Annotated in this window: 15 protein-coding genes; 9 read left to right on the plus strand and 6 right to left on the minus strand. The window is 73.4% G+C overall.

Annotated elements, in window-relative coordinates:
* Positions 1 to 195 precede the first annotated feature (195 nt).
* Together ACTWO6_RS15880 and ACTWO6_RS15885 are read left to right on the plus strand one after the other, a co-directional pair.
* Entirely contained in the window at positions 196 to 2,019 is a 1,824-nt protein-coding gene (locus ACTWO6_RS15880; protein WP_446220676.1) for an AMP-dependent synthetase/ligase, read from the plus strand.
* Between the two features lie 105 nt (positions 2,020 to 2,124).
* Positions 2,125 to 3,036, plus strand: a complete 912-nt coding sequence (locus ACTWO6_RS15885) for a TIGR03619 family F420-dependent LLM class oxidoreductase (protein WP_446220381.1) — start codon at positions 2,125 to 2,127, stop codon at positions 3,034 to 3,036.
* Between the two features lie 39 nt (positions 3,037 to 3,075).
* On the opposite strand, the gene ACTWO6_RS15890 is transcribed toward ACTWO6_RS15885, so the two are convergent.
* Entirely contained in the window at positions 3,076 to 3,510 is a 435-nt protein-coding gene (locus ACTWO6_RS15890; RefSeq protein ID WP_446220382.1) for a TIGR03668 family PPOX class F420-dependent oxidoreductase, read from the minus strand.
* A 207-nt stretch (positions 3,511 to 3,717) separates the two neighbouring features.
* Between ACTWO6_RS15890 and ACTWO6_RS15895 the strand changes: the two genes are divergently transcribed.
* Positions 3,718 to 3,900, plus strand: coding sequence for a hypothetical protein (locus tag ACTWO6_RS15895; protein WP_446220383.1), 183 nt, complete (start codon positions 3,718 to 3,720; stop codon positions 3,898 to 3,900).
* A gap of 99 nt (positions 3,901 to 3,999) precedes the next feature.
* Here the strand turns inward: ACTWO6_RS15895 and ACTWO6_RS15900 are convergent, their stop codons facing one another.
* Genes ACTWO6_RS15900 through ccsA form a run of 5 tightly spaced genes read right to left on the minus strand, consistent with a single transcriptional unit; the run spans position 4,000 to position 8,557 of the window.
* Positions 4,000 to 4,905, minus strand: a complete 906-nt coding sequence (locus tag ACTWO6_RS15900) for a cytochrome c-type biogenesis protein CcmH (protein WP_446220384.1) — start codon at positions 4,903 to 4,905, stop codon at positions 4,000 to 4,002.
* The gene (locus ACTWO6_RS15905) at positions 4,902 to 5,468 is read right to left on the minus strand and encodes a TlpA family protein disulfide reductase (protein WP_446220385.1); all 567 of its coding nucleotides are present in this window, start codon (positions 5,466 to 5,468) and stop codon (positions 4,902 to 4,904) included. The genes ACTWO6_RS15900 and ACTWO6_RS15905 overlap by 4 nt, the downstream gene beginning before the upstream one ends.
* A complete protein-coding gene (locus tag ACTWO6_RS15910; protein ID WP_446220386.1) occupies positions 5,465 to 7,402 on the minus strand; it encodes a heme lyase CcmF/NrfE family subunit in 1,938 nt (645 codons plus the stop codon). The genes ACTWO6_RS15905 and ACTWO6_RS15910 overlap by 4 nt, the downstream gene beginning before the upstream one ends.
* Positions 7,392 to 7,802 carry a cytochrome c maturation protein CcmE gene (locus ACTWO6_RS15915; protein WP_446220387.1) on the minus strand — a complete coding sequence of 137 codons (411 nt, stop codon included), beginning with the start codon at positions 7,800 to 7,802 and terminating at the stop codon, positions 7,392 to 7,394. Before ACTWO6_RS15915 ends, ACTWO6_RS15910 begins: the two co-directional genes overlap by 11 nt.
* Positions 7,799 to 8,557, minus strand: coding sequence for a cytochrome c biogenesis protein CcsA (gene ccsA / locus ACTWO6_RS15920; RefSeq protein ID WP_446220388.1), 759 nt, complete (start codon positions 8,555 to 8,557; stop codon positions 7,799 to 7,801). Before ccsA ends, ACTWO6_RS15915 begins: the two co-directional genes overlap by 4 nt.
* Before the next feature lie 134 nt (positions 8,558 to 8,691).
* On the opposite strand from ccsA, the gene coxB reads away from it, so the two are divergent.
* From coxB to ACTWO6_RS15950, 6 genes are read left to right on the plus strand one after another with little or no spacing between them, the layout of a single operon-like run.
* Positions 8,692 to 9,735, plus strand: coding sequence for a cytochrome c oxidase subunit II (coxB, locus tag ACTWO6_RS15925; protein WP_446220389.1), 1,044 nt, complete (start codon positions 8,692 to 8,694; stop codon positions 9,733 to 9,735).
* 17 nt (positions 9,736 to 9,752) lie between these two features.
* Positions 9,753 to 11,681, plus strand: coding sequence for a cytochrome c oxidase subunit I (gene ctaD / locus ACTWO6_RS15930; RefSeq protein WP_446220390.1), 1,929 nt, complete (start codon positions 9,753 to 9,755; stop codon positions 11,679 to 11,681).
* On the plus strand, positions 11,678 to 12,307 hold the full coding sequence (locus ACTWO6_RS15935) for a cytochrome c oxidase subunit 3 (RefSeq protein ID WP_446220391.1): 630 nt from the start codon (positions 11,678 to 11,680) through the stop codon (positions 12,305 to 12,307). The genes ctaD and ACTWO6_RS15935 overlap by 4 nt, the downstream gene beginning before the upstream one ends.
* Positions 12,307 to 12,699 carry a hypothetical protein gene (locus ACTWO6_RS15940; protein WP_130335218.1) on the plus strand — a complete coding sequence of 131 codons (393 nt, stop codon included), beginning with the start codon at positions 12,307 to 12,309 and terminating at the stop codon, positions 12,697 to 12,699. The genes ACTWO6_RS15935 and ACTWO6_RS15940 overlap by 1 nt, the downstream gene beginning before the upstream one ends.
* Entirely contained in the window at positions 12,687 to 13,601 is a 915-nt protein-coding gene (locus ACTWO6_RS15945; protein ID WP_446220392.1) for a cytochrome c oxidase assembly protein, read from the plus strand. Before ACTWO6_RS15940 ends, ACTWO6_RS15945 begins: the two co-directional genes overlap by 13 nt.
* Positions 13,598 to 13,990, plus strand: a complete 393-nt coding sequence (locus ACTWO6_RS15950; protein WP_446220393.1) for a c-type cytochrome — start codon at positions 13,598 to 13,600, stop codon at positions 13,988 to 13,990. The genes ACTWO6_RS15945 and ACTWO6_RS15950 overlap by 4 nt, the downstream gene beginning before the upstream one ends.
* The last annotated feature ends 3 nt before the right edge of the window (positions 13,991 to 13,993 follow it).

Raw genomic sequence — 13,993 nt, forward strand, 5'->3', positions numbered from 1 at the left:
TAGAACCGCAACGGATACCGTAGTCAATAGTTGTTGCCGGATCGTTGGCATGCTGGCCGGAGTGGAGGCCCCGCGCCGCGACAGCTTTTGCCGTTCACCGCCGCCTGAGCCGTCGGTCGGGCCATGATGGCCGCGAGGCCGCCCGGTAGGCCTCCGGATCGGCTGTGGCCAGGACGGGGAGTGGACGTGCGCGAGATGGCGGTCGAACCTGAGGCCATCGACACCGACGTGGCCGGGCTGGGCGACAAGGTTTGGGACAACGCCCGGGAAGATCCCGATGCGGTGCAGTTCCTGCGTCCGGATCCGGTTCCCCGGTCGTGGCCCGCGCCGCGGTCCGTGCGCGGCGGTGCGCTGCCGGTGACCTGTCTGCAGTTCCGCGACGACGTGCTCACCCTCGCGCGCGGCTTCGTCGCCGCCGGCGTGAGCCATGGCGACCGGGTGGGACTGATGAGCCGCACCCGCTACGAGTGGACCCTCGTCGACTACGCCCTGTTGTCGATCGGCGCGGTCACCGTCCCGATCTACGACACCTCGAGCGCGGAGCAGCTCAAATGGATCCTGGCTGATTCGGGTGCGGTGGGGTGTGTGGTGGAGACCGCCGAGCACGCCGCGACGCTCGCCGGTCTGCGCGATGACCTGCCGGCGCTGGGCCGGGTGTGGCAGATCGACGGCGGTGACCTGATCGCCCTGGCGGGGGAAGGCCGGGTGATCGACGACGCGCAGGTCGACGTCCGCCGGCGGGCGGTGTCGGGCGGGGATGTGGCGACCATCGTGTACACCAGCGGCACCACCGGGCGGCCGAAGGGCTGCGTGCTGACGCACCGCAACATCCATTGCGACGTCAGCGCCGCGACGGGCGTGTTGCCTGAACTGTTGCACCCAGGTGCGTCGACCGTGTTGTTCCTGCCGCTGGCGCACGCGTTCGCGCGGCTGATCCAGATCGGCGTGGTGCACACCCGCGCGACGATGGTGCACAGCGCCGAAATGGCCGGTGTGCTGGAGCAGCTACGCAAGTATCGCCCGACGTTCATCCTGGCCGTGCCGCGGGTGTTCGAGAAGATGCACACCAGAGCGCGGCAGCGAGCTGACGATGCGCACCGAGGATGGCTGTTCAGCCTCGCGGACCAGGTGGCGGTGCGCTACAGCCGCGCCATGGACACCCGCCGAGGTCCGGGAGTTCCGCTACGACTGGCGCACGCGGTGTGCGACGTTGTCGCGTACCGGAAACTGCGCGACGCCCTCGGCGGACGGTGCCGGATGGCGATCGTCGGTGGGGCGCCGCTGGGGGAGCGGCTGGGGCATTTCTTCCGCGGCGCCGGCCTGACGGCGCTGGAAGGGTACGGGCTGACCGAGACCTCGCCGGCCTTGACGGCGAACCTGCCCTCGGCGATGCGGATCGGCACCGTTGGACGTCCGCTGCCCGGCGTGCAGATCCGCATCGCCGACGACGGGGAGGTCCTCGCGTACGGCCCGGTGGTGTCCCCTGGTTACTGGAACAACCCCGAGGCCACGCAGGCGGCGTACACCAGTGACGGGTGGCTGCGCACCGGGGACCTGGGCAGTCTCGATGACGACGGATATCTGCGCATCACCGGCCGGAAGAAAGAGATCATAGTGACGGCGGCGGGCCAGAACCTCGTCCCGGCGCCGATCGAGGAGAAGGTACGGGCGCATCCCCTCGTAAGCCAGTGCATGCTCGTCGGCAACGCCCGCCCCTATGTCGCCGCGCTGATCACCATCGACCCACACGCCTGGCCGCGCTGGCGGTCCGCGCGGAAGCTGCCCGAGAAGTCCGTCGCTGAGATGCGCGACAGTCCCGAGCTGCGCAGCGAGATCCAGACCGCCGTCGACCGAGCCAACCAGACGGTGTCCAAGGCGGAACAGATCAAGACCTTCCGCATCCTGCCGCGGGACCTCACCGAAGCCGACGGCGAGCTCACCCCCACCCTGAAGATCAAACGGGAGGCGGTGCGGGAACGCTACGCCGACGATGTCGACGCTCTCTACCGCGGCCACTGACCGACCCGCCCGGGAAGCATCGCTCGGACATCGACCCGAAGCGGCGATGGCAGGAGAATGCCGGTTGTCGCGTCGGGCCGGCGCGGAACTGGATACGGTGCCGGCGTGGAGGTTGGATTCGCCCCGCCGGTGTCCGGCTCGTGGGCCACGCCGGAGAACATGGTCCACGTCGCCCGCCGCGCCGAGCAGTTCGGATACCACTCGCTGTGGACCTTTCAGCGCCTGCTGGTGCCCGCCGATCTCGGTTGGAGCGAGACGTATCACAGCGTCCAGGACCCGCTGACCACGCTGGCCTTCCTCGCCGCCCACACCGCGCGGATCCGGCTCGGGGTGGCGGTGCTCAACCTGCCGTTTCTCTCACCGGTGGTGTTGGCGAAGCAGACCGGGACCCTCGACATTCTCTCCGGCGGACGGCTGGACGTCGGACTCGGTCTGGGTTGGTCGGATGAGGAGTATCAGGCGACAGGTGCGAGCAGGCACCGGCGGGGCCCGCGGGCCGCCGAGTTCCTCGCCGTTCTCCGCGCCTGCTGGCAGGACGACGTCGTAGCGCATCGCGGCGAGTTCTACCAGATCCCGCCCACGCGGATGGAGCCGAAGCCGGTGCAGCGACCGCACCCGCCGATCCTGCTCGGCGGCCACGCGCCTGCGGCGCTGCGCCGGGCGGGTCGGCTCGCCGATGGCTGGGTCAGTGGCAGTCAGGCCGACCTGAAGGGCATCGGCGAGGCGATCGCCATCGTCAAGGCCGCCGCGGCCGGCGCCGGCCGCGATCCCGGCTCGTTGCGGTTCGTGTGCCGCGGCGCCGTCCGGGTACGCGGCCCCGGCCCGGCCAACCGCGAGCCGCTCACGGGCACCCTCGAGCAGATCCGGTCGGACCTTGGCAGACTCGCCGCGGCCGGCGTCACCGAACTGTTCGTGGACCTCAACTTCGATCCGGAGATCGGCTCACCCCGTGCTGACCGGCAGGCGTCATTGCGCCGCGCCGACGAGGTGCTCGACGCCCTCGCTCCGACCCGCTGACCGCGGGGCCCGGGGGATCGGGCGGTGCGCCTCGGGGGGTCACCCGGCCGGGTGGACTGCTCCTTCCGCCGCCGACCACGCCGACCAGCGGGTCACCGTGACGGCGACGACCGGCCGGCCCGGAGGCTGCTCGACGTACTGTGGATACTTCGCGGCCAGTGCCGCGCGGACCGCGGCGTCCTCCGCCGGATCGTCGACCAGCCGCCCGTGCCCGTCCAGCCGTATCCACCACAGCTTCGACCAGTCTTCGTGGTATTCGTCGATGAGCAGGCAGGCGCGGCCCGTTGCCTTGATGTTCTCCAACCGGCGTAGCCGCCGGTGGCGCTTGGGCTTCTCGTCGACGGCGTGGTAGGCGACGTCGCCGAGCAGGACGAAGCACACCGGTACCAGGTGTGGACGACCGTCCGCGTCGACGGTGGCCAGCCGGGCCAGCCGGGCCGACCGGACCCGGTCCCGGAGGTCGTTGGCGGGCACAGGCCCAACGTAGTGGAACCCCCGCCGGGGGAGTGCCCGCATCCGGGGACCCGCGTGGACCGGATGCCGGTCCGTCGACGCCCACCCGTGCCACGCTGACACCGAGGAGTGGCCCGGGGCCGTGCGGGACCTCCCGTCCCGCTCGTTTGGACCGGGTGCCGACGGGTACGGCCGACCAGGCACCGGGACACGGAGGGCGGTCCGGCGATGGACAGTGGTCGACTGGGTGACATGCTCGTCGGCGCGGCCGGCAACGTGGCCGGTACGGTCGTCGATCCGCGCAAGGGACTGGGTCAGCTCCGCTCGGCGGTCTCCGGGCGGGCCCTGGTGACCGTGGCGGCGGGTCTGGTCGTCGGCTTCCTGGTGGCCCGGTCACGACGCCGGGCCTGACGCCCGCCTCCGGGCGCGGTTGGCCTGCCCGGTCCGGGCGCGCCCGGAGTGACCGGCAGGTCGGGGCGTCCGCGCTCCCGCGCGCCGCCCACGGTGAGATCAAGGGTGGGCGGTCAGCAGCCGGGTGATCTCCGGGGCGGCCGGGTGTTCCGGCGCGATGGTCAGGAAGCGTCGCAGGGTGCGTGGCGCCTCGGCGGGGAGGGTACGCCGCTGGGCGAGGCCCAGCACGAGCAGGCCGTCCGGGGAGTCCGGGGTGCGGCTCAGCACCTCCTGCGCGGTTTGTCCCGCGCCGGCCGCGTCTCCCGCCCGGAGCAGGGCGAAAGCGAGCCGCAGCCGGATCGTGTCGTCGGGCCGGTCGCGCAGCGCCTCCCGGTACATCTGCGCGGCGGCGTCGTACCGGTCCTGCGACTCCAGGTCGCGCGCCAGCCCGACCGCCACCGCGACCGGATCGGCCGGCGTCGGATCGGGCCCGGGCCGGTCGAGGCCGCGGGCGGCGACGGCCACCGACACCACGACGGCGATCAGCCCGAGCGCGGACCACCGCCAGGCCCACCGGGCCGCGCCGCCCGGTGCCGGTCCGACGGCCGGCGTTGCCGCCGGCAGGTCATCGGTGCGCCGGGGCCGGGGCCGCAGCGTGCGCCGGGCCGCGTGGCCGGCGGCCAGCAGGGTCAGCGCGGGTACGGCCCAGAGCAGCAGCTCCACGCCGCGGGCCGGCGGGTCGGCCAGCACGTCCGGGCCGTAGCGTTGGACGAACCAGCGCCGGACCTCGTCGCGGCTGCGCCCCTGGGCCACCTGGTCCGCCACCGCCTGCCGCATCGCCGCCGCGATCGGTGAGCGGGAGTCCGCCACCGACTCGCCCTGGCACGCCGGGCAGCGCAGATCGGCGGTGACCGAGCGGACCGGGTCGTCCTGGCCGGCGCCCGCGACCGACCGGGCCAGACCCGCGGCGGCCGCGGCGAGCAGGGCCACGAGGACGAGCGTCCCCGCGGCCGCACGCCGCCTCATGAGGCCAGCAGCGGCGCCACCCGCTGCTCCAGCCACTGCCGGGTGACCACACCCCGCTGCCGGTCGACGATCCGGCCGTCCCGGTCCACCACGAAGGTCTCCGGCACGCCACGGACGCCCCAGTCGACGGCCCGGGTGCCGTCCGGGTCCGGCAGTACGGTCAGTCCGGCCGCGCCCGTCTCGTCCAGCAGCGCGCGGACGGCTTCGCTGCCGTCCCGGACGTTCAGCCCGACCAGCCGCAGCCCCTGCGGGGACCAGCGCCGCCCGGCGTCGACCAGCAGCGGCAGTTCGTCGCGGCACGGCCCGCACCAGGAGGCGAAGACGTTGACCAGCAGCACGTGCCCGTGGGCGTCGGCCAGGTCGAACCGGCCACCATCCAGCGTGGGGCCGGAGAGTGCCGGGGCCGGGACGGGCGGCCCTGCGGTCCCGGCGTCGCTGCCCGGCGACGTCGACCCCGATCGCAGGCCGAGGGCCACGACCACGCCGACGGCGACGGTGACCGCCAGGACCAGCGGCGGCCAGAGAGGTACCCGTCGTGGCCGCCGGCCGGCGGGGCGGATCATCCGGCGGCTCCGGCGTGGACGGCGACGGATGCCGGCCGGGCCCCCTCGCGCGGCATCCCGACCCGGCGTCGCGGGCGGGCCGTGGCGATCGCCGACCCGAGTCCCCCCGCGGCCGTCAGGGCGCCGCCGGCCCAGAGCAGGCCGACGAGCGGGTTGACCGCGAGCCGCAGCGTGGCGCTGCCGTCGTCGGGGGAGACCGCGATCAGGGTGACGTAGGTGTCCCGGAACAGCCCGGTGTCGATCGTCGGCACCGTGACGGCGGTGTCCCGGGCCGGGTGGTAGCGCAGGGCCGGGGTGACCGTCCGCTCCGCGTCGCCGGATTCGGAGAGCCGGAGCCGTGCCCGCACCGCCATGCCGCCGCTGTCGCCCCTCCGGTCCACCCCGACCAGGCGGACGCTCACGTCAGCCACCCGCAGCGTCTCTCCGGTCCGGACGGTCCGCTCGGCGTCCCGGCCGTACGCCGAGGATCCGGCGACGCCCACCGCGACCAGGGCGATCCCGGCGTGTGCGACCAGTCCGGCGAGCCGGCCCCGGCCCGACCGGCGGAGCCGGTCCGGCAGCTCCCCGGCCAGGCCGGTGAGCACGAACGCGGCGGTGCCGAAGGCGGTGAGCGCGGGCAGGCCGGGCCGGCTGAGCAGACCCACCAGGGCGACCGTGGCCAGCGCCACGGCACCCGGTACGGCGAGACGTCGCAGCGCCCGGGTCCGGTCGCGGACCCGCAGTGCCGGCGTCACCCCCATCGCCAGCAGCACCACGATGGCCAGTGGCACCGCCGTGCGGTGGTAGTAGTCCGGGCCGACCGAGGTGCGGACGCCGCCGAGCGGGCCGGACAGCAGCGGGAAGATCGTGCCGATCAGCACCACCGCCGCGATCGTCACCAGGAGCACGCCGTTGACGAGGACGGCGGTGTTCCGGGACAGCACCGGCGACGCGGTGCGGCCGGCCGGCTCGGGGGGCCGCCACCCGGTCAGGATCGTCGACGCGACGACCGCCAGCAGCACGAAGCCGAGCAGCATGGGGCCCAGCGGCGAGTCGGTGAAGGCGTGCACGCTGGCCACCGCACCGGACCGGGTGAGGAAGGTGCCGAGCAGCACCAGCACGAAGCTCGCGCAGGCCAGCACCAGGTTCCACCCGGCCCGGCGGGCGCCCGGACCGAGGGCGGTGTGCAGGAACGCGGTGGCGGTCAGCCAGGGCAGCAGGGAGGCGTTCTCCACCGGGTCCCACGCCCAGTAGCCGCCCCAGCCCAGCACCGCGTACGACCACCAGGCGCCGAGCCCGATGCCGGCGGTCAGCGCCGCCCAGGCGACCAGGGTCCAGGGCCGGGCCACCCGCAGCCAGCCGCGTCCCTCCGGCCCGGCCAGCGGCGCGGCGAGCGCGAAGGCGAACGGCACGACGAGCCCGATGTAGCCGGCGTAGAGCAGGGGCGGGTGCACCCCCATCGCCGGGTGCTGCTGCAGCAGCGGGTTGGGCCCGGGACCGTCGGCCGGCACCGGATCCACCGCGCGGAACGGGTTCGCGGCGAAGCAGGACAGCGCGAAGAAGAACACGGTCACCGCGCTGACGACGACCATCGCGTACGCCTGCAGCCGGGCCGGGTACCGCCGGCCGGCGAGCAGGACCGCGTACCCGCCGAGGACCAGCAGCCAGAGCAGCAACGACCCGTCCAGCGCGGACCAGAGGCTGGTCACGGTGTAGTACAGCGGTACCTGGCGTCCGCCGTTCTCCGCCACGTACCGGACGCTGAAGTCGTGCCGGAGCAGGGCCGCCTCCAGCACGCCGCAGGCGACGGCGGCGGTGGTCAGGGTCGCGGCGGTCGCGAGCCGGGCCGGTCGGGTGGGCGTGCCGAACAGGGCCACCCGCAGCCAGAGCAGGGCGGTCAGCGTGGCGCAGAGCAGCCCGACCGTGAGGCTCGACGTGCCGAGCTCACCGAGCATCGACCGGCTCCACCGGGGAGGTGGACGGCCGGTACTCGTTGCCGTGCCGGACCACGACGTGGTCGGAGCGGAACGTCCCGTCCGTCGACAGGGTGCCCTCGACGATCGCCCCCTCGCCCTCCCGGAACGTCCCCGGCGGCGCGCCGCGCTGCTCGACGGTGATCGCCTGGCCCCCCTCGGCGAGGCGGAACACCACCAGGTCGCCGTCGCGGCGCAGCGACCCGGGCACCACGTCCCCGCCGAGGCGTACCCGCTCGCGGGCCGCGTCCGGGTCGCGCAGCACCTCACCGGGGGTGCGGTAGTAGGTGAGGGTGCCGCGCAGCCCGCTGGTCACCAGCAGCGCGCCGGCGGCGAGGAGCACGACGACGACGGCGGTCCGGCCGGTGCGGCGGCGGGTCATCCGGCCCGGGCCGGGACGCGGTCGGCCGTGCGGGGGGCGTCGGCGGCGAGCCGGCGCTCCAGCCGGACGACCCGGTGCAGCAGGACGCAGAGCGCGGCGATCGTCGCGGCGGCCACGGCGAGCAACAGGGCGAGGGCCATCCGGGCATCGATCGGCGGGCGTTGCGGGGCGAACACGGTCGCCTGCTGGTGCAGCGACCGCCACCAGACGACGGAGAAGTGCACCACCGGAACGAGCAGGAAGCCGACCATGCCGACCAGTGCCGCCGGGCGCGCCACCCGGTGGTCGTCCCCGTCGCGCGCGTCGGTCCGGTCGCTCACCGCGCGGCGCAGGGCAAGATAGCCGGCGTACGCGAGCAGCAGCAGCGCGGTGCTGACCAGCCGGGGGTCCCACGCCCACCAGGTGCCCCAGACCAGCTGCCCCCAGACGGATCCGGTGGCGATGGCGACGGCGGTCAGCACCACCCCGATCTCGGCGCCGGTCCGGGCGAACCGGTCCCAGCGCAGATCGCCGCCGATGAGGTAGCCGCCGCTGGCGGCGAGCACGACGGCGAACGCGGCGTAGGCGACCCAGGCGGCGGGGACGTGCAGGTACATCAGTCGCTGCGCCGGGCCCTGGACCGCGTCGGGCGGGGCGAGCCAGCCGCCGGCCACGGTCGCCGCCGTGGCGAACCCCCCGGCGGTCCAGGCCATCGTCCGACGGGCGGCGGCCGCTCTGGCGGTGTCCGCGACGAGGTCCACCGTGGAGGCTCGCATGATCTCCCTGTCCGCGCCCGGGCGCTTGCCGGATGGGTTCGCTGCGCGTTCACCATAAGCTCCTCAAACGTTCGGATCCCCCCATATCGCGCAAAAGCGTTGGAACTAACCGGAAGCGTCTAATGTCGCTCCCGGTGGAGAAGACAGCGGACCTGACCGTGAGCGCCGCCCGGCACGCCCGGGGGCGTGGCGTCCCGCGCCGTCTTCCGGTGCTGACCACGCTCTGCGGCCTGCTCCTGCTCGCCGGCTGCGCCGGCGACTCACCCTCCGCCCTGAATCCCGGCGGGGCCGGGGCAACCCGCGTCGCCGGCCTCTGGTGGCTGCTCTTCTGGATCTCCGTGGCCGTCTTCGCCGAGGTCATGGCACTGCTGGTCTGGGCGCTGGTGTTCCGGCGGGGAAACGCCCGCGTCCGCCACGGGCAGCCGCTGCGCTTCGTCACGATCGCCGGCGCCGGCCTGCCCTTCGTGATCCTCGTCGCCGTCTACGGCGTGGGCCTGCGCGACCTCGCCGCGTTGGGCGACGGCCCCGGTCCGGACGCCCCCACCGTCGAGGTGACCGGCCACAAGTGGTGGTGGGAGGTGCGCTACCAGGGCGCTTCGGGGGCCACCGCCAACGAGATCCACATCCCGGTCGGGGAGCGGGTCAAGGTGCGGCTGCGTACCGACGACGTGCTGCACAGCTTCTGGGTGCCGCAGCTCATGCCCAAGACGGACCTGATCGCCGGTGAGACCCGGGAGACCTGGCTGCGGGCGGAACGGGCCGGCAGCTACCGGGGCCAGTGCGCCGAGTACTGCGGCACGCAGCACGCGCACATGGCCTTCCTGGTGGTGGCGCAACCCCGCACCGACTTCGACGCCTGGCTGGCCCGGCTCGACGCCCCGGCCCGGGAGCCGCGGACCGAGGCCGAGCGGCGGGGCCAGCAGGCCTTCGTGCAGGGCACCTGCGCCGCCTGCCATGCGGTACGCGGCACCGGCGCCGCGGGCCGGGTCGGGCCGGACCTGTCGAACGTGGGCTCCCGGTGGAGCCTCGGCGCCGGCGCGGTGCCCAACGACGCCGGTCACCTGGGCGGATGGATCGCCAACGCCCAGACGGTCAAGCCGGGCAACGCCATGCCCCCACAGCCGGTCGATGCCGCGCAGCTGCCCGACCTCATCGCGTACCTGCGGTCACTGGAGTAGGTCGGGGAGGAGAAGCGATGTCCACGACCACCACACCGCCGCCGGGCGTCAGCGAGCAGGACCTGGCGCGGCTGGCGGAACACTGGGGCGAGCGCCCTTCCCTGCGGGGCTGGTTCAGCACCGTCGACCATAAGAAGATCGGCCGGCGCTACCTGGTCACCGCCGGGTTCTTCTTCGTCCTCGCCGGGCTCAGCGCCCTGGTGATGCGCACCCAGCTCGCCCGGCCGGAGGCGGGCGTGGTGTCGCCGCAGGAGTACAACCAGCTCTTCAGCATGCACGGCACCGCGATGATCTTCCTGTTCGCCACGCCGATGCTCTTCGGCTTCGGAAACTTCCTGGTCCCCCTGATGATCGGCTCCCGGGACATGGCGTTCCCGAGGTTGAACGCCTTCGGCTACTGGGTCTTCCTGTTCGCCGGTCTGTTCATGTGGGCGAGCCTGCCCTTCGGCGCCGCTCCCAACAACGGTTGGTTCGCCTACGCCCCGCTCAGCGGGGAGCAGCACAACCCGGGCCTCCACATGGACGTCTACGCGCTCGGGCTGCTCTTCCTCGGCATCTCCACCACCGCCGCGTCGATCAACTTCATCGTCACCGCGCTCAAGCTGCGGGCCCCGGGGATGTCGCTGAACCGGGTGCCGCTGTTCGTCTGGGCGATCGTCGCCACCGCGTTCATGGTGATCTTCGCGTTGCCGGCGCTGAACGTGGACAACGCGATGCTCTTCCTCGACCGGCGCTTCGGCACCCACTTCTTCGACCCGTCCGCCGGGGGAAACGTGCTGCTCTGGCAGCACCTGTTCTGGATCTTCGGACACCCCGACGTCTACATCATCGTCATGCCGGCGCTGGGCATCGTCTCCGCCGTGCTGCCCGCCTTCACCCGCCGGGGGGTGGTCGGCTACCCGCTGATCGTGCTGTCCATCGTGTCGATCGCGATCATCTCGTTCGGGGTCTGGGTGCACCACATGTTCGCCACCGGGCTGCCGCAGTTGTCGTACAGCTTCTTCAGCGCGGCCAGCACGATCATCACCATCCCGTCGGGCATCCAGATCTTCGCCTGGCTGGCCACCATGCTGCTCGGCCGGCTCGTCCTGCGGGTGCCGCTGCTGTACGTGATCGGCTTCGTGGTGACCTTCGTGCTCGGCGGGTTCACCGGCGCGATGTTCGCGCTGACCGCGTTCGACCAGCAGGTCACCGACTCCTACTTCGTGGTGGCGCACTTCCACTACGTGCTGATCGGCGGGGCCGTCTTCCCGATGCTCGCCGGCATCTACTACTGGCTGCCGAAGATCACCGGGCGGATGTACCACGAGCGGTTGGGCCGCTGGGCGTTCTGGCTGGTCTTCGCCGGCATGCACGTCACGTTCTTCCCGATGCACCTCTACGGCCTGTTCGGCATGCCGCGGCGGGTCTACACCTACCGGAGCGAACCCGGCTGGGACGGCTGGAACCTGGTCAGCACCGTCGGGTCGTACCTGCTCGCCGTCGGACTGCTGCTCGTGCTCGTCGGAGTGGTGCACGCGCTGCGGCGGGGCCGGCCGGCGCCGCCGGACCCGTGGGAGGGCGACAGCCTGGAGTGGTTTACGGCGTCGCCGCCCGAGCCGTACAACTTCCCGGTCCTGCCCCGCGTGCACAGCCTGCACCCGGCGTGGGACGAGCGCACCGCCGAGTCCGTGCGCGCCGGCGCCACCGCGGACCGCATCCTCAGCGACGGGCGGCGCACCCTGGTCACCAGTGAGCTCGACGCGCACCCCGAACGCGCGGTGCGGATGCCGGAGTCGACCCTCATGCCACTCGTGCTGGCCGGCGCGCTGCTGATCTTCTTCACCTCGATGCTTTTCGCCTGGTACCCGGTGGCGGCGGTCGCCGCGCTGGCGGTGGCGGCGACGATCGCGGTCTGGCTCTGGCCGCCTCGCCGCCCCGACGAGGAACTGGGGGTGTCCGGGTGAGCGATCGTGGCGGGGTCGTCGCGGCGGCCACCGGCGCCGAGGCGCTGAGCACCGAGCTGCCGGTCGGCCGGTCCACCGGCTGGTGGGGCATGGTGATGTTCGTGGCCACCGAGGCCACCCTCTTCGCCTGCCTGCTCGGCAGCTACTTCTACCTCCGCTTCCAGTACGGCCCACAGTGGCCGCCGGACGGCATCGGCGCCCCGGAGCTGCTCAAGCCGCTGGTGATGACCGCGGTACTGGTGCCCAGCAGCCTGCCGGTGATATGGGCCGAACACGGCATCCGGCACGGCCAGCGGTGGCGGCTGCGGTCCGGGCTGGCCGCCACCATGCTGCTCGGGATGACCTTCCTGGCCCTGCAGGCCACCGAGTACGCCGAGAAGCTGAAGCACTTCACCATGACGACCGACGTGTACGGCTCGCTGTTCTACCTGATCACCGGCTTCCACGGGCTGCACGTCCTGGTCGGGCTGACCATGATCGGCTGGCTGCTGGCCGCCTCCCTGCGCGGCGGCAGCTTCGGCTCCCACCGGCACGAACGGGTCCGCAACGTCGCGATCTACTGGCACTTCGTGGACCTGGTCTGGGTCGCCATCCTGTTCACCATCTACCTTTCCCCGCGGCTGTGATGACCACGCGACCCGGTCCGCACGCGCGCCTGACCGGCGGGCTGCTGCTCTGGTACGGCGTGCTCGGCGGCGCGGTGGCCTGGGCGGTGCACGTGCTCGCCGCGTGGAGCCTGGACGAGCTCGCCTGCGCCGCCGGCTCCGAGCGCGTCGCCGCCGTACCGCTCTGGCAGGCGGTCGGGCTCGCGGTGGTGATCCCGGGCCTGTTCACCGTGGGGTCGCTGCTGGTCGCCGCGCTGGTGTGGCGGCGCACCGCGCGGGCCGGCGAGGAGGACCGGGCGTTCGGCCGGTCCCGGATGCTCGCCGTGGTCGGCGTCTGGGCCAACCTGTTGTTCCTGACCATCATCGTGCTCGGCGGGGTCGCCGTGCTGGTGCTGCCGCCATGTCAGCGTTGACCGCGCACCGGGCCCATCAGCCCGGTCCGGATCCGGTGGCCGAGGGCCTGCTGACCATGCTCGCGGTCGTCACGCTCTGCCTGCTGGTGGCCGGCTACGGGCGGGGCGTCCAGGAGCTGTGGGCCCGGCGCGGCGCGGGCCGGGTCATACCGGCCTGGCGGGTGGCCGCGTTCGGCGTCGGGGTGCTGACGGTGCTCGCCGCCGAGCAGGGCCCGGTGCACGAGCTGGCCGAGTCCTCGTTCGCCGGGCACATGGCGCAGCACATGCTGCTCCTGCTGGTGGCGGGGCCGCTGCTGGCGGCCGGCGCGGCGGGGTTGCCGCTGAGCCTGGCCGCCCCGGTGCCGCTGCGCCGGCTGCTGGCCCGGTGGCGAGTGGCGCCGGCGGTGCGCCGGCTGCGCCGCTCCACCACGTACGCCCTGCTGGCCGGGGGTGGACAGACCGTCGTGCTGTGGTTCTGGCATCTGCCGGGGCCGTACGCCGCCGCGGTGGACCGGCCCGCCGTGCACGCCGCCGAGCACCTCAGCCTGCTGGCGACGGCCTGGCTGTTCTGGGCGCCGGTGCTGGGTCCACCGCGCCACCGCGCCCCCGCCCCGGTGACGGTGCTGCTGCTGGTCGGTGCCATGTTGCCGGCCTCGGCGCTCGGGGCGGCGCTCACCTTCGCCCCGGCCCCGGTCTATCCCGACCGGATGCTCGGTGCCGACCCGTTGGCCGACCAGCAGCTGGCCGGCCTGCTGATGTGGGCGCCGATGGACCTGGTCGTACTGGTCGTGGCGCTGACGGTGTTCCTGCGCTGGCTGCTGCGGATGGACCGCGACCGGCCCGACGCCCTGGCCGGCGGGCCGTTTCGTCACGGAGGCGGCCCGGTGGCGTCCAGGCGTGGAACGGAAGGGATGGTGCGATGAAGCTGCCCGGTCGGAGCTGGGCGCTCGGGGTGGCGCTGACGGTGCTGCCGGTCGCCGCGGTCACCGGATGCTCCTCGACAGCGCCACCACCGCCACCCGAGGTGCGCAGCGGACGGCCGGACCGGGGCGCCGACTTGATCGCCCGGTACGGCTGCGGGTCGTGCCACACCATCCCCGGCGTCAGCCGCGCCGACGGCCTGGTCGGGCCGCCGCTGACCCGGTTCGGCGCCCGCTCGTACATCGCCGGTCAGCTGCCCAACAACGCCGACAACCTGCGCCGCTGGATCACCGACCCGCAGGCGGTCGAGCCGGGCACCGCCATGCCGAAGCTGGGTGTCAGCGCCATCGACGCGCAGGACATCGCCGCCTACCTGTACACCCTGGACTGACCG

It is taken from the genome of Micromonospora sp. IBHARD004 (assembly GCF_052814115.1).